Raw genomic sequence first — 16392 nt, 5'->3', positions numbered from 1 at the left:
CAAGATGAAATTCCTTTTTTTGTGTACTGGAAATAGTTGCCGTAGCATCCTGTCAGAAGTGCTGTTTAATAGTCGTGCGCCTGAAGGGTGGAAAGCTTACAGTGCAGGTAGCAAACCATCTGGACAGGTGCATCCATTGACCATTGAAACTCTGGAAAACTTAGGTCTTTCAACTGAAGGTTTGTGGAGTAAAACGATTGATGACTGCGAACAATACCAACCTGACGTTGTGATTACCGTCTGTGATTCGGCAGCACAAGAAGCATGTCCACTGTATTTAGGTGGAGCGATCAAGGCACATTGGGGTTTGGCTGATCCATCACACTTAGACTTACCTAAAGAAGAAAAACTAAAAGCATTCCAAGTGACTGTAGACCATATCAATCGTCGTTTAGATGCATTGTTGGCACTGGATACAGCGCACATGTCTCGTCCTGAATTGATTGCTGCAATCAATCAAATTTCGCATATTGAATGAGAACATCATGGCTCAACAAAGACTATCCTTTTTAGATCGTAACCTCACGCTATGGATTTTTATTGCTATGGCGTTGGGGATTGCGATAGGTGTGTTCTTTCCGCAAGCTTCTGTCGCTTTGGATAAAATGAGTGTGGATTCAGTCAATATCCCGATTGCGATAGGTTTGATTTTGATGATGTATCCGCCACTGGCAAAAGTGGACTATGCGACGTTGCCGCAAGTATTTAAGGATAAGAAAACACTAACTTTATCCTTAGTACAAAACTGGCTGATCGCTCCCGTGCTCATGTTTGCATTGGCAATCATATTTTTGCAGAGTTATCCCGAATACATGACAGGCGTAATCCTGATTGGTTTAGCACGATGTATTGCGATGGTTTTAGTCTGGAATGGTTTGGCCTGTGGTGATAATCAATATGTCGCAGCATTGGTCGCTTTTAACAGTATCTTTCAGATTTTGTTTTTTAGTACTTATGCTTGGTTATTCTTGACGTTCTTACCGCCTTATTTTGGCGTTGCAGGGCAAGTGATCAATGTTGATTTTTGGACCATTACCCATGCTGTTTTGGTTTATCTCGGTATTCCGTTTTTATTAGGTTTCTTAACGCGCTTAATTTTGGTGAAACAAAAAGGCGTGGAGTGGTATCAAACCAAGTTTATTCCGAAAATCAGTCCTCTAAGTTTGATTGCTTTGCTGTTCACGATTTTGGCTATGTTTAGCCTAAAAGGTGGTGATGTTGTAAGCCTGCCAATGGATGTTTTACGAATTGCGATTCCTTTAACAATTTACTTTGTATTGATGTTCTTTATTAGCTTCTTTATGAGCAAATGGATGGGCAATGATTATCCGAAGACAGCAGCAATCTCTTTTACTGCGGCTGGAAACAACTTTGAATTAGCACTTGCCGTTGCAATCGCCACATTCGGTTTAGCTTCGCCAGTCGCTTTTACAACGGTGATCGGACCATTGGTTGAAGTGCCTGTGCTGATTGCTTTGGTGAGCGTGTCATTGTGGTTAAGAAAGAAATACTTTAAAGAGGCCTAACGCTATGAATCTCCCAAATGTAGATATGAATCTTCTCGATCAACCTACTTTAGAAAAAGTACAGGCCAAAGTGCTAGATCATCCACCCTGTATTTTGCTGCTCTATGGCTCTAACCGTGAGCGTTCATACAGCCGATTGGCGGTGATGGAAGCTGGTCGTATCTTGGAGCAGTTTGGCGCTGAAGTGAAAATTTTTCATCCTAAGGGCTTGCCCTTACCTGAAGATGCGGATATGGAGCATCCAAAAGCCAAAGAACTACATGAACTTTTGGCATGGTCAGAGGGCATGGTGTGGTGCTCGCCGGAACGTCATGGCTCAATGAGTTCAATTTTCAAATCGCAAATTGACTGGATTCCACTGGCAGGTGGTGCAATTCGTGCAACCCAAGGCAAGACTTTAGCCTTGATGCAGGTGAGTGGGGGGTCGCAGTCTTTTAATAGCTTAAACCAGATGCGTATTTTAGGTCGTTGGATGCGTATGATCACGATTCCAAACCAATCGTCTATTCCCAAAGCTTTTTTGGAATTTGAAGAAGATGGACGAATGAAACCTTCAGCCTTTTATGATCGAATTGTCGATGTTATGGAGGAGCTGTATAAATTCACTCTGCTGACGTGTGGGCAGAGTCAGTACCTCACAAACCGTTATTCAGAACGAAAAGAGTCGGCAGAAGAATTATCTAAGCGTGTCAATCAACGTAGCTTATAAATTTTTAGATGATCAAAGATGTTGAAAAGTATCTTGATCAATTGAGCATTTGAAAAGCTCATTTAAACGCTTGAAAATTGTATGAAATAAGCCCAGTCTGTTGAGCAGGCTGGGTTTTTAAGTTTGATTATGATAATAAAGAATGGGAGCGATACTTTGGCTCAATTACAAGCAGAAATCGATGTGATTATTATTGGTGGTGGTCAGTCGGCACTTGCTACAGCTTATTTTCTCAAACGTAAAAAAGTTTCATTTGTGATTTTAGATGATCAATCGCAAGCTGGCGGTGCATGGCTGCATGCATGGCAGTCGCTACGTCTTTTTTCACCGCATACATGGAGTTCGTTGTCGGGTTGGATGATGCCAACGACTGAACACACCTACCCAACGCGAAATGAAGTGATCGAGTATTTGTTGGCATACGAGCAACGCTATCAATTTCCGACCATTCGGCCAGTCCATATCGATCATATTGAACAAAAAGATGACTATTTAGATGTGTATGCTGGCGAACAATATTGGCGAGCTAAAGCGGTGGTCAGTGCTACAGGAACATGGAGTCAACCTTATATTCCACATTATGAAGGACATGAGCGATTTGAAGGGATACAAATACATTCAGCTCATTACGTAAATCCAGAGCCTTTCATCAATAAAAAAGTGATCGTGGTTGGAGGTGGCAACTCTGGTGCACAAATTCTTGCTGAAGTCTCAAAAGTTGCAGATACCACTTGGGTCACAGTAACACCACCTCAATTTTTATCGGATGATGTTGATGGGCGGGTCTTGTTTCTTCGGGCAACGGAGCGTTTAAAAGCCCAACAGGAAGGTAAAGTGATCAATCAGCCTGTAGGTGGTCTGGGTGATATTGTCATGATAGACACTGTCAAAGAGGCCCGTGAACGTGGCGTATTACATAGCCGAGAACCGTTTAATGCATTTGAAGAACATTCAGTTGTTTGGGCGGATGGTACAACACAAGCCGTAGATGCTGTGATTTGGTGTACAGGGTTCAAAGCTTCACTGAATCATTTAAGAAGTCTTGATGTGGTAGAACCTGATCAAACGGTTGCTGTCCATAATGGGCGTTCAATGAAAGTAAATAATTTATGGTTGGTTGGCTATGGTGAGTGGACAGGCATGGCATCGGCGACTTTAATTGGAGTGTCCAGAACAGCAAGAGCTGCGGCTGATGAAATTGCTGCCTACTTGACTAGCTAAAACGTATAAGTTTAAAGGGATGCATAGACAGGTTTCATGCATGAACAATTCGATTTGATTCGATACGGAGGAGGACGGAAATAGAATTCGCCGTGAAGCAAATGGAAAGCAATTATTGATGATTGATAGGAGATTTAAGCTACTCTAAGTAGCTAATTAAAATAAGAAAACCTATCTATTGAAATCAGAAAAGCAGCCGAAGCTGCTTTGCGTTTTTTTATCATCGTTGAACTTGCCTCTAAGGCATTCACCATCAGCACAAATCAAATTGCCAGATTTAAGCATCTAGTTTGGCGGTACGAGAGTTATGGCTTAATTCATCTGCATGTAGGAAATGCGTATGCTGCGGCGCGCGTTTGGTTTTGCTCCATTCTTCCAGCATGTCATATTTCATTTGTTCAGTAATCATGGCAATTTTTTGTGGTGCTTTTTCATCGTCATAAGCCAATTCCAAACGATGGCCATTTGGATCAAAGAAATAAATTGAGTGGAAAATACCATGATTGGTAATGCCCAAGACCTCTATGCCATTGGCTTCTAGGTGTTCTTTAGCATCAATCAGTGCCTGACGGTCTTTGACTTTGAGTGCAATGTGCTGCACCCATTTTGGGGTGTTTTCATCACGGCCCATTTCAGGCTGGGTTGGCAGTTCAAAGAAAGCCAGAACATTACCATTTCCTGCGTCTAGGAATAGGTGCATATAGGGATCAAAGGCTTTGGTTGATGGTACATGGTCTTCAGCAAAGGCGAGAATGAAATCCATGTTTAGATTCTTTTTGTACCATTCCACCGTTTCTTTGGCATCTTTACAACGGTAGGCCACATGGTGGATTTTTTCAATTTGAATGGTCATTTTTATATCCTTATAAAAAACTTAAGCAGCTTCAGGTTGCATTTCGGGTGCAGCGTGTTGAAAGGCCTCTAAACTGTTGCAATGGGTGTAGATCGAACAAATTTTTGGATAACCCGATAAATCAAGATTAAAACGTAGCGCGTTATAGACTTGTGGGATCAGGCAGCAATCTGCTAGGGTGGGCTGATTGCCGAAACAGAATTTGCCATTTGACTGTTCCAACTGTGTTTCAAGGGCCTTAAAGCCCGTTAAAACCCAGTGTTTATACCAAGCTGTTTTCTGCGCATCACTTATTTCCAATGTACCCGTCAGGTACTGAAGTACCCGTAGGTTGTTGAGTGGATGGATATCGCAGGCAATACTCAAACTAAATGCACGGATCAAAGCACGTTGCTGCGAGTCTTGAGGGAGCAAGGCCATGTCTGGGAATTTTTCTTCTAAATATTCAAGAATACTTAGCGATTGAGTCAGAACAAAATCCTGCTCTGCCCATGTGGGCACCAGCTCACTAGGATTGATCTGACGGTAGCTTTCACTATGCTGTTCACCGCCATTATTGACTAAGTGCACAGGGACATGTTCAGCATTCAGACCTTTTAAATTCAGGCCAATACGAACTCGGTAAGCCGCAGAACTACGAAAATAGGTATACAGTTTCATGGGCAACATCCTAGTCTGCAATTATTGGGTAAAACCAAAATCCATTGCTGGCAGAATTTTGCCGCTGACTTCACCAAAACCAAGCCGCAAATCATCTTTTTCACAATAGCCTTTCATAATGACGGTATCACCGTCTTGAATGAAGTTACGCTGTTCGCCATTTGATAGCGTTAAAGGTTTGGTGGCATTCCATGTGATTTCGAGTAATGAACCATAAGAATCTGGGGTTGGTCCTGAAATGGTCCCTGAACCCATCAAATCACCGACCTGCAAGTTACAGCCCGCAATCGTATGATGTGTCAGCTGCTGAGCCATGGACCAGTACATATATTTAAAGTTGGTTTTGCAGATCACATCACTTTTTTCGTCATTCTCAGGCTGAATTTCAACCGAAAGATGAATGTCATAGCTGTTGCTGCTGTTGTCTTCACACAGATAAGCCAAAGGTTTTGGCTCTTGTTCAGGCGAACTGGTTTTAAATGGCTCAAGTGCTTCCAGCGTCACAATCCAAGGTGAAATAGACGACGCAAAAGTTTTGGCATTAAACGGACCAAGTGGCACATATTCCCATTGCTGCAAGTCACGAGCAGACCAGTCATTAAACAGCACCATACCGAAAATATGATCCCAAGCGTTTTCAATTGGAACAGGTTGACCCAGCTGACTTGCCTTGCCTACGATAAAACCAGTTTCAAGTTCAAAGTCGAGTTTACGGCAAGCAGAAAATACGGGACGTTCTGAATCTGGCAGCTTGATTTGTCCTGATGGACGGACAATGTCTGTACCACTCACAATGACCGAGCTGGCACGACCGTTATAACCAACAGGGAGTTCTGACCAGTTGGGCAGCAGCGCATTTTTCGGGTCACGGAACATGCAACCGACATTGGTGGCATGTTCTTTAGACGAATAGAAATCGGTATAGCCTGAGATGTTTACAGGCATATGCATTTTAACGTCTGATTGTTTGAAGAAAACCTGATCACGCAGGGTCTGATTATCACGAAGTTCAGGATTATCTGCGGACAACAAAACTTGTAATTCAGCGCGGACCTTAGACCAATTGGCTTGACCTGATTCAATAAACAAATTCAGTGTCGGCTGATTAAAGAGCAGTTTGCCATCTGCCACTTTGCAATAACCATGCGCTTCCAGTACCGCCAGATCAATTACCCATTCTCCCAGTGCTACGCCAGCACGAGGCTGCGAATTGTGTTTTTCACTAAAAATGCCATAAGGCAGGTTTTCTAGCGGGAAATCTGAATGTGCAGCAATTTCAACAAATGACTTCAAGCGTTTGCTCATGGATATTGATCCTTTCCGTGGAAAATTTAAGTTCTAGATAGAATCATACTTATATTTTAAAATTACGCAATAAATAATTTATTTATGAATAGTGTAAATTATTGAGCTATACTACTCTGAATGAGAGAGTCAGGTTTAGATGGCTCACATTTTTGATTTAAGTAGTACAATTCACCAATGGAGTTATGACAACTAATGCAGCTATGCAGGGTAAAGCGATGAGTGTTGAGGAAGAAAAAATACAGGGAGGGGTTCAGTCTCTGGAAGTTGGATTAACCGTATTAGATGCATTAACTGCACATAATGCACCGATGATGTTAAAAGAGCTGTCCGAAGTTTTATCCATGCATCCGGCCAAAGTACACCGTTATGTGGTGAGCTTGATTCGTAAAGGCTATGCTCAGCAATTAACGGATGGGCGTTATAGCTTAGGTGAGCGCGCACATGCTTTTGGGGTGAATGCACTCAAACGAACAGATATGCTGGAATTAAGCCAGCGTTATATTCAGGACATTCAGCAACGTCTGAATTGCAGTATTCATGTGAGTAAATGGTTTGCCGATGGCGCAGTCGTGGTTCAGTCTTTAGAATCTAACCATGTCTTTAATATTATTACCCGAGTCGGTTCACGCATGCCTCTGCTGAAATCTGCGACAGGGCGTTTGCATGCCTGCTATCAGCCTGAGCACATCATCAAGCCATTATTGGAAAAAGAGTGGAAAAGTAGCGCTAAACCAGAGCAGTATCCTGCAAATTGGGAAGATTTTTTAGAGCTGAAAGCGAAAATCCTGAGTCAAGGTTATGCTTCAGTCACAGGAGATATGATGGCAGGGATCAATGCGATTAGTATTCCAGTCTTTAATCTCACGCAGCAACTGGATCATGTCATTACTTGTATTGGCACAGAAGATCAGTTACCCGAACGACAAATGCAACAGGCAATTGATTATGTTCTTGGCGTACAGCGACAGATCGATGCTTTATTTCATCCAGCTGCTGCCATATAAAAGCATCGCTTACATTGAAAAGATGAATTAAGTTTTAAATCCACCCTCTGGTGGATTTTTTATGGGGTTGCGGAGGCAGACAGTCGAAATATTTGATTTTTTTTGCAGCACTGTCTAAAAGAAAGAGTGCATGAAATAGCTAGCTAAGCTGAAACCCTAGACTTAGTTGCCTTGATTCAAATTCTGAAAAATAACTATAAAAAGGCTTCTAACCCTAGAGTGAGAAGCCTAAGTGAACATGATATATTTTAAGCAAGCACAGACTCAGCGGAGCTTGCCGCTTTAAGCACAGTCGCCATCGACTCAGCCACATAATCAATATTGTTTAAATTCAGGCCAGCAGTACACATACGACCGCTACGGACTAAATAAATACCATAATCGTGTTTCAGCAAATCGACTTGTTCTGCACATAAGCCCGTATAACTAAACATGCCTTGTTGCTGAGTGAGATAGCTAAAGTCCATATCTGGTAGCGCTTGACTAAGTTTGTCTTCAAGTAAGCGACGCATCAGTAGAATGCGCTGACGCATTTCTTCTAATTCAGACTGCCATAGCTGAGACAACGCTGTGTCATTTAATACCTGACTCACCAATAACGCACCGTTGGCTGCTGGGCTAGAATAAATGCGGCGGACTGTCGCTTTAAGCTGGCCCAATACATTTTGGGCAATGTTTGCGTCATCACAGACAAAGCTCAAGCTACCAACGCGCTCACCATATAAGGAAAAGATCTTGGAAAAAGAATGGCTGACAATAAAGTTCATACCAGACCGATCTAGCGCGTGGATTGCATAAGCATCTTGTTCCAAGCCTTGACCAAAACCTTGATAGGCCATGTCCAAGAAAGGAATCAAGTCATTTGCTTTTAGAACCTCAATCACTTGATCCCATTCATGAGGTGCTAAATCTGCACCTGTTGGGTTATGACAGCAAGGATGCAGTAGTACGATACTTTGAGCAGGTAGCTGCCTTAAGGTATCTAGCATCGCAGTTAGATTTACGGCATGGGTGTCCGCATCATAATAAGGGTAGAAATGGGTTTGAACACCAGCGCCATTAAAGATCGCAATATGGTTTTCCCAAGTCGGCTGACTGACCCAGATATCGGACTGCGGAAAGTATTTGTTCAAGAAGTCTGCACCCACTTTGAGTGCACCAGAACCACCCAAAGTCTGAATGGTGACGACACGTCCTTGCTGACGGGCAGGGCTAGCCTGACCGAAAATGAGTTCTTGTGCAGCCTGATTAAAGCTCTTGAGCCCATCCATCGGCAAATAGACTCGGACTTTGTCATAGTCAGGAATTAAATGAGTATAGGCTTTTTGAACCGACTGTAGCTGCGGCACGATATTATCTTCATTATAATAAAGTCCGATACTGAGATTGACCTTATTCTGGCGCGTATCTTTGCTGAATTCCTCCATCAGAGAAAGAATCGGGTCACCTGCATAGGCATCAATATGTTGAAACATGAATACATCCTAATATGATAAATACGATATTACGCTTCTGGTAAGGAAGTGATTTTACTTTTTTCAAGCAACGCAACATGATCTTCTTGCTTTCGTTTAAAGAGATAAGCCGTCAGTAAAATCGCAATCCAGACTGGAATCATGAGAACTGCAATTTGCATATCTGGGCTACGACTCATAATGAGCAGAATACTCGCCATGAAGGCAATACATAAATAATTGGTAAATGGATAGGCCACACTTGGGAAGTGAGTTTTTACCTGCATGCGATTCATGGCTTTTTTAAACTTTAAATGTGTATAAGAAATCACGACCCAGTTAATCACAATAGCCGCTACGACTAGCATCATGAGTAAGTTAAATGCTTTTTCAGGAAATAAATAGTTAATCAGAACACATATTAAAGTAAAGAAAGCTGAAACCATAATGGCATTTACAGGAATACCACGCGGATTAATTTTGCTTAAAAATTTTGGGGCATTGCCCTGTTGTGCCAGACCAAGCAGCATTCGGCTGGTACAGTAATTGGTGCTGTTATAGACAGAAACAGCCGCGGTCAAAACCACAAAATTTAAAACAGCGGCCACGGTCTGGCTGCCTAAAGAGTCGAAAATCAATACAAAAGGACTACCGCCTTCGGCCATCATATTCCATGGATAAAGTGACAAAATCACGACTAGGCTTAAGATATAAAACAACAGGACGCGGTAAACAATTTGATTGACGGCTTTTGGAAGGGTTTTCTGAGGGTTATCTGTCTCTGCTGCTGCAATACCTACCAGTTCAATTCCACCGAAAGCAAACATAATCATGGCCATAGCTATCACTAAGCCTGTAATACCATTTGGGAAGAAGCCACCGAGCTGCCATAAATTTTGTAAGCTAGACTGGCTATGACCACTACCGCTGGCCAACAAGTAACTACCAAAAGCAATCATGGCAATAATTGCCACGACCTTAATGATGGCTAACCAAAATTCCATTTCACCAAATAATTTCACGTGCAGTAAATTAATGACATTAATGAAAATAAAGAAACCCAAAGCAGAAACCCACGTTGGAATATCAGGCCACCAGTAATGGATATAGAGGCCGACAGCACTGAGTTCAGCCATACACACTAAAATATTGAGTACCCAATAATTCCAGCCAGACATAAAGCCCGCAAATTTGCCCCAGTATTTATAAGCAAAATGACTAAAAGAACCACTCACGGGTTCATGCACAATCATTTCACCGAGTTGGCGCATCATAAGAAAGGCAATAAGGCCTGCGATGGCATAGCCTAAAATAACAGAAGGTCCTGCGAGTTTGATGGTTTGTGAAATACCGAGGAATAGCCCCGTGCCGATAGAACCACCGAGGGCGATGAGCTGAATATGACGATTACTTAAACCTTTTTTCAGGTTTCCTTGTTCAATATGCTGCATTTTTATTCTTCATCCATGTGAGATAAAGCCTTGAACCATGATGATGTTTAGTTATTTTTATATTGTCATCGGAGCAGACTTTAATTTTACGAGTATAGTTCTTGCACAAAAGTTAAATTTCCCTGTACATAAAACTATATGTACAGGGAAATTCTAGAAATCGTTTAAGCTTTAGATACATCTAAAACGCCACGTTTAATTTGGTCGCGTTCAATCGACTCAAATAGCGCTTTAAAGTTGCCTTCACCAAAACCGTCGTCATCTTTACGTTGAATAAATTCAAAGAAGACAGGGCCTAGCATATTTTGGGAGAAAATTTGCAAGAGGAGACGTTTATTACCGTCTTTAGTATTGCCATCCAGCAAAATGCCACGTTTTTGTAGCTCATCGGCAAGTTCACCGTGGTTAGGCAAACGCTCATCTAGCATTTCATAGTAGGTATTGGGTGGAGGTGTCATGAACTTGGCACCTAACGCTTTGAGTTTGTCCCAAGTGCTGATCAGGTCATCACAAATGAAGGCAATATGCTGAATACCTTCACCGTTAAATTCATTGAGGAATTCGGCAATCTGACCATTTCCTTTATCCGAATCTTCATTCAGCGGAATACGGATTTTACCATCTGGTGCCGTCAGTGCCTTGGACGTCAGGCCAGTATATTCACCTTTAATATCGAAGTAGCGAATTTCTTGGAAGTTAAAAATCTTTTCATAGAAATCAGACCAATACTGCATACGGCCTTTATACACATTATGGGTCAAATGGTCGATTTCATATAAACCTGTGCCGACAGGATGGGAGGGTACATCATCAAAGAAAATGAAGTCATTTTGGTAAATGTCACAATCGACGAGGAAAATAGGAGAGCCGCCAATCCCTTTAATTGCTGGGATATTCAGCTCCATCGGGCCAACTTGGTTGTAAATTGGTTCAGCACCAATTTCTATCGCCTTTTTAAATGCCTTTGCCGCATTCTTGGTACGGAAACCCATTGCACAGGCAGAAGGGCCATGTTCTTTATAGAAATAAGCTGCATACGATTCAGGCTGATAATTTAGAATGATATTAATTTTGCCCTGACGCCATAAATACGCATTTTTAGACTTATGCTTTGCCACTTTGCTGAATCCAATAGTTTCAAACACCGCATCTAGCTGACCATCTTCAGAAACAAATTCAATAAATTCGAATCCACACAGTTCTAATGGGTTGGCTAATTCATTCATACAACGTCCTCATTTCTTTTTTAAGCAATCCTATTGCTTATCTTTTTAACGATTCCTTTCAGAGCTAACGGACTGGTCGCTACAATTCTAGAGCGAGAGAGACAAATCCGTTTGTCTGAAATGGGGCACTTGTTCAGCAGCATTCTCAATGTTGAGTGAGCAAGTGTAGAAGTTTTAATTCATCATACTTGATCTAAATTATTATTCAATACGTAATTTGATTACGTAATAAATAAAATTGGCAAATGATTGACCTATAAATTAAATTAATATTATTCATAAAAATATTTTTTAAAATAGGGGGCGCTTTGTTATACCAAGATTTCAGAATGAAATCTGTGCTATAGCACTAAAATAGAAGGGAAAAATTGTGTATGAAATTTGGCTCATTCCGTGCATCTGTTGAGAACAGCTATTTGAAAATGAAACAGCTAAGCAACTGATTCGAGTGCGAAAATTAATTGTAAAAGATCAAGAACAGTGTGACTTACTAAAACCTGATTTGAAAACCCAGATGTAGGTGTCGCCGCGAGCGAGTTTGATCACGCTGAATTTTTTGCATTAGCTTGAGCGGCTGTTGAATCAGCGTCCAAGATTGAAGGGGATTATTAGTATCACATGTGATAAATCGAATTTTTAGTGTTTATGATTAAGCTTAGAGAGGTTGAAAACAACCATAAAATGGTGCGCTCTGCGGGACTCGAACCCACGTCGGTCGCTTAGGAGGCAACTGCTCTATCCAGTTAAGCTAAGAGCGCAAAAGTGCGGTTAATGTAGCTGATTTTACTCAAAAAAAATAGTTATTGCCGAAACAATAACTATTTAAAAATGAATATTTTATGCTTTTCTATACAGAATTTTGTATAGGACGAACATTAATACGATCCAAATTGGAATCATGATCACTGCGCCGCTTAAACCTTGAGTCCACATGATGTAAAGCACTACAGCAATAAATGCAAGAACAAGGTAGTTACTGAAAGGCGACCAAAGTGCAGGAAACAATGGTTTTTTCGCTTCGCTTTTCATGGCCTTCATAAATTGAAGATGAGTTAAGCTGATCATGGCCCAGTTCAATACCAAAGCGCCAACAACAATATAAATTAAGTTGCTGAGAGCATCTTCTGGCGCAAAATAATTCAACAGTACACAACCGAAAATCAGTAAAGCAGAGAACAAGACTGCTGGAATTGGCACGCCTTGCTTATTGGTTTTACTAAATATTTTAGGTGCATTGCCTTGCTGTGCTAAACCAAACAGCATGCGGCTGTTAGCATACATACCACTGTTATATACAGAAAGTGCTGCAGTCAAGATAATAAAGTTAAGCAAATGCGCGGCCCAACCAATACCCAATTGACTGAAGATCATTACAAATGGGCTCTTATCTAAGTCGCCAAGTTGTAATTCATTCCAAGGTACAAGCGATAATAAAATGGTCAATGAACCCACATAGAAAATGAGGATACGGAATACCACTTGGTTGATTGCTTTAGGAATTGATTTTTGTGGGTTATCAGCTTCTGCTGCAGCCATACCAATCAATTCAATACCGCCAAAGGCAAACATGAGGAAGGCGAGCATATAGAATAGACCTTCAACGCCATGCGGGAAGAAGCCGCCATGTGACCAAAGGTTGCTAAATGAAGCCGTGGAATCTGCGCCTGCCGTGGCCAAAAGATAAAGACCAAATACAATCATGGCGACGACGGCCGTGACTTTGATGATAGCTAGCCAGAACTCTGATTCACCGTAAAATTTCACATTACCTAAATTGACTAAGGTAATGATCACAAAGAAGGTGAGAACAGATGCCCATGCAGGAATATGGGGCCACCAGTAGTTGATATACTTCGCAACAGCGGTAAGCTCGGTCATGGCCACCAGAACATATAGAATCCAGTAGTTCCAACCAGCTAAAAAGCCTGCAAATTTGCCCCAGTATTTGTTTGCAAAATGACTAAAAGAACCAGCTACAGGTTCCTCAACGATCATTTCCCCGAGTTGACGCATGATTAGAAATGCAATTAAACCGCCAATTGCATAGCCCAAAATAATGGATGGGCCAGCAGATTCAATCACATGTGCGGAACCTAAAAATAAGCCAGTACCAATTGCGCCGCCCATGGCAATCAATTGAATATGACGGTTCTTTAAGCCACGCTGAAGTTGAGACGACTCTTTATTCAAGTTATTTCAGCCCGACAATGGATAAGTGTTTCCGATTGTAATAGATCGTGAAGAAATCGCATAGTAGCTCAAAATTCATGAAAAAAAGTTATTATTCATATGAAAAATAATGTGTAATGAATTGTAAATAAAAAACATACGAATCAATATATTAATTTTATTTAAATTATCAAATTGGGAATTTTATTTGGAAACCGGACGTTCACAAATGATGTTTTTTTAGACTTAAGTCTGTATTTTACGTAGGCATAGGGAAAAAAGGTATGATGATCCTAAGTTAAATCAGATCTTTTGACTTAACACAATGATAAATATGAAGGATTCAATAAAAATGAGTTTTGCACCGCAAATCAAAATTCCAGCAACGTATATGCGTGGAGGGACCAGTAAGGGCGTATTCTTTAAATTAGATGATCTCCCAGAAGCTGCGCAACAGGCTGGACGCGTTCGAGATCAGTTATTGCTCCGTGTAATTGGTAGCCCGGATCCTTATGCAAAGCAGATTGATGGTATGGGTGGTGCAACATCGAGTACCAGTAAAACGGTGATTTTAGCGAAGAGCCAACAGCCCGAACATGATGTCGACTATTTATTTGGGCAAGTGTCGATTGATCAGCCTTTTGTCGACTGGAGCGGAAACTGTGGCAACTTAACGGCTGCTGTAGGCTCATTTGCGATTTCAAATGGTTTGGTCGATGCTGCACGTATTCCCGAAAATGGCATCTGCACAGTCCGCATTTGGCAGGTGAATATTCAAAAAACCATTATTGCACACGTACCTATTACGCAGGGCCAAGTTCAAGAAACAGGTGATTTTGAACTGGATGGCGTGACGTTCCCAGCTGCAGAAGTGCAAATTGAATTTTTAGATCCAGCCGATGATGGTGAAGATGGGGGTGCAATGTTCCCAACAGGGAATTTGGTTGACACTTTAGAGGTTCCAGAGATTGGTTGCTTTCAAGCAACGTTTATCAATGCAGGTATTCCGACCATTTTCTTAAATGCAGAAGACATTGGCTACACGGGGAGTGAATTACAAGACGCAATTAATGGCGATGCTAAAGCTTTAGCGCGTTTTGAAACCATTCGTGCCTATGGTGCAAAACAGATGGGGCTGATTCAAGACATTTCTGAAGCTGCCAGTCGTCAACACACGCCTAAAATTGCTTTTGTTTCTAAGCCAAAACAATATGTCTCGTCGAGTGGTAAAACCATTACAGAGCAAGACACCGATTTATTGGTTCGTGCACTTTCTATGGGTAAATTACACCATGCGATGATGGGTACAGCGGCTGTTGCCATTGGTACCGCAGCAGCGATACCTGGAACCTTGGTCAATTTGGCCGCGGGAGGTGGAGCACGTGAAGCCGTTCGTTTTGGTCATCCTTCAGGGACCTTACGTGTGGGAGCGCAAGCGATACAAGAAAAGGGTCAGTGGGTAGTGAAAAAAGCTGTCATGAGTCGTAGTGCTCGCGTGTTGATGGAAGGTTGGGTGCGTATTCCAGCGGAAAGCTTGGAGTAGTGCTATGTAAAAGCCTCTCTCTGTAGAGGCTTTTTTATGTCAACTCTAGGTCTGTGATAAGAAGGCTAAAAATAACTAAGACCATGAGCAGTGAATTTTAGAGCTTGATTGCTTGTGTAATGGTTGCTTGAAATAGTAGAAAAGTCATTCTTATCACCTCGTCTGCAAAAATTAATAGAATACTGTGCCTTGTTTGTGCTTTCGGCATAGAGAAAGCGGGCAGAAAGCAGTATCATGCCAACAGATCATTTCAAATGATCGGCTCAGGCAAACTGAGTACCAGATTAATTTATCCTATTGTTATTCGAGGCGAATGTGTCAGCACTAACCGACGTATCAGCAAATGCACTTCAACAGGCTCAACAACGTATTCACGATGATTTATTGACTGCACTTGATGCTTTTTCAATTCCGGAACCGTTAAAGAGTGCCGTGCATCATGCGGTCATGTTAGGTGGAAAACGTGTGCGTCCTGCGCTGTGCTATGCCACGGCACATTTAAATCCAAACAATAATGCAGCTGCCGTGCGCCGCGCCGCTGTAGCTGTGGAACTGATTCATTGTTATTCCTTGGCACATGATGATTTGCCTTGTATGGACAATGATCTTTTGCGTCGTGGTCAGCCGACCTGTCATGTGGCTTATGGTGAAGATACGGCTTTGCTTGCGGGCGATATCTTACAGTCCATGGCATTTGAAATTTTAGGTAGCCGTCTGTTTGATGCTGGCCCAGTGGTTGATCAAGGTATTGTACTGAAGCAGATGCAAATTTTAGCGACAGCGAGCTCTAAAATGGTGTGTGGCCAAGTCCTTGACCTGCAAGCCGAAGGTAAACGTGTCGATCAGACTGCACTTGAAAATATCCATCGAAATAAAACGGGTGCATTGATTTCTGCTGCGGTGATGATGGCCGCGGTGACTGTATTTGACGGTTGCGATCAAGCGATTCCAAAGTTACGCGAATATGCACAGGCAATTGGTTTGGCTTTTCAGGTGCAAGACGATATTTTAGATATCATTTCAAATACAGATGTACTGGGTAAAACCGCAGGGAAGGATGAGCAAGTCGAAAAATCGACTTATCCAGCTTTGATGGGACTTGAGTCTGCACAAGACTATGCCAAAACTTTGCATGATCAAGCCTTTGCCGCTCTGGCTTATTTCCCAATGGATGCGGCAGCAGAACTTAATCAGATTTCACAGTTTTTATTGGCTCGCCAAAGCTAAGTTTCAGTGTTTAGATTAAAAAAGAGGACATAGCCTGTCCT

Annotated in this window: 14 protein-coding genes and 1 tRNA gene; 7 read left to right on the top strand and 8 right to left on the bottom strand. The window is 41.9% G+C overall.

Translation table 11 applies throughout. The features are described 5' to 3' along the window. Positions 1-4 precede the first annotated feature (4 nt). The 4 genes from AC4CUZ_RS17140 to AC4CUZ_RS17125 all read left to right on the top strand — a co-directional run bounded on the left by AC4CUZ_RS17140 (position 5) and on the right by AC4CUZ_RS17125 (position 3456). Entirely contained in the window at positions 5-478 is a 474-nt protein-coding gene (locus AC4CUZ_RS17140) for an arsenate reductase ArsC (RefSeq protein ID WP_279698750.1), read from the top strand. 7 nt (positions 479-485) lie between these two features. Next, entirely contained in the window at positions 486-1526 is a 1041-nt protein-coding gene (gene arsB, locus AC4CUZ_RS17135) for an ACR3 family arsenite efflux transporter (protein WP_067669987.1), read from the top strand. A gap of 4 nt (positions 1527-1530) precedes the next feature. Beyond that, entirely contained in the window at positions 1531-2235 is a 705-nt protein-coding gene (gene arsH, locus AC4CUZ_RS17130; protein WP_490747944.1) for an arsenical resistance protein ArsH, read from the top strand. 156 nt (positions 2236-2391) lie between these two features. After that, positions 2392-3456, top strand: a complete 1065-nt coding sequence (locus AC4CUZ_RS17125; protein ID WP_490747943.1) for an ArsO family NAD(P)H-dependent flavin-containing monooxygenase — start codon at positions 2392-2394, stop codon at positions 3454-3456. 277 nt (positions 3457-3733) lie between these two features. On the opposite strand, the gene AC4CUZ_RS17120 is transcribed toward AC4CUZ_RS17125, so the two are convergent. From AC4CUZ_RS17120 to fahA, 3 genes are read right to left on the bottom strand one after another with little or no spacing between them, the layout of a single operon-like run. Continuing rightward, entirely contained in the window at positions 3734-4309 is a 576-nt protein-coding gene (locus AC4CUZ_RS17120; RefSeq protein WP_490747942.1) for a VOC family protein, read from the bottom strand. 21 nt (positions 4310-4330) lie between these two features. Continuing rightward, positions 4331-4969, bottom strand: coding sequence for a maleylacetoacetate isomerase (maiA, locus tag AC4CUZ_RS17115; RefSeq protein ID WP_426977296.1), 639 nt, complete (start codon positions 4967-4969; stop codon positions 4331-4333). Between the two features lie 21 nt (positions 4970-4990). Continuing rightward, a complete protein-coding gene (gene fahA / locus AC4CUZ_RS17110) occupies positions 4991-6274 on the bottom strand; it encodes a fumarylacetoacetase (protein ID WP_490747941.1) in 1284 nt (427 codons plus the stop codon). A gap of 185 nt (positions 6275-6459) precedes the next feature. On the opposite strand from fahA, the gene AC4CUZ_RS17105 reads away from it, so the two are divergent. Next, positions 6460-7281, top strand: coding sequence for an IclR family transcriptional regulator (locus tag AC4CUZ_RS17105; protein WP_490747940.1), 822 nt, complete (start codon positions 6460-6462; stop codon positions 7279-7281). Between the two features lie 248 nt (positions 7282-7529). Here the strand turns inward: AC4CUZ_RS17105 and AC4CUZ_RS17100 are convergent, their stop codons facing one another. The 5 genes from AC4CUZ_RS17100 to AC4CUZ_RS17080 form a co-directional block, all read right to left on the bottom strand. Beyond that, positions 7530-8756 carry an amino acid aminotransferase gene (locus tag AC4CUZ_RS17100; protein ID WP_490747939.1) on the bottom strand — a complete coding sequence of 409 codons (1227 nt, stop codon included), beginning with the start codon at positions 8754-8756 and terminating at the stop codon, positions 7530-7532. 29 nt (positions 8757-8785) lie between these two features. After that, positions 8786-10186, bottom strand: coding sequence for an amino acid permease (locus AC4CUZ_RS17095; RefSeq protein WP_004694616.1), 1401 nt, complete (start codon positions 10184-10186; stop codon positions 8786-8788). 164 nt (positions 10187-10350) lie between these two features. Beyond that, positions 10351-11412 carry a 4-hydroxyphenylpyruvate dioxygenase gene (gene hppD / locus AC4CUZ_RS17090; protein ID WP_308954814.1) on the bottom strand — a complete coding sequence of 354 codons (1062 nt, stop codon included), beginning with the start codon at positions 11410-11412 and terminating at the stop codon, positions 10351-10353. A gap of 682 nt (positions 11413-12094) precedes the next feature. Next, positions 12095-12170: transfer RNA gene (locus AC4CUZ_RS17085), tRNA-Arg, on the bottom strand. Between the two features lie 79 nt (positions 12171-12249). Beyond that, positions 12250-13602: an amino acid permease gene (locus tag AC4CUZ_RS17080; protein WP_078426427.1), complete on the bottom strand. Its 1353-nt coding sequence runs from the start codon at positions 13600-13602 to the stop codon at positions 12250-12252. 331 nt (positions 13603-13933) lie between these two features. Between AC4CUZ_RS17080 and prpF the strand changes: the two genes are divergently transcribed. Next, positions 13934-15124 carry a 2-methylaconitate cis-trans isomerase PrpF gene (gene prpF, locus AC4CUZ_RS17075; protein ID WP_490747938.1) on the top strand — a complete coding sequence of 397 codons (1191 nt, stop codon included), beginning with the start codon at positions 13934-13936 and terminating at the stop codon, positions 15122-15124. Positions 15125-15439: 315 nt separating this feature from the next. Continuing rightward, positions 15440-16351, top strand: a complete 912-nt coding sequence (locus AC4CUZ_RS17070) for a polyprenyl synthetase family protein (RefSeq protein ID WP_005399971.1) — start codon at positions 15440-15442, stop codon at positions 16349-16351. Positions 16352-16392: the final 41 nt, after the last annotated feature.

The organism is Acinetobacter sp. 789_lipA (assembly GCF_058242845.1).
The sequence above is the reverse complement of the archived record's forward strand: the minus strand, read 5'-3'. Positions and strand labels throughout refer to the sequence as shown.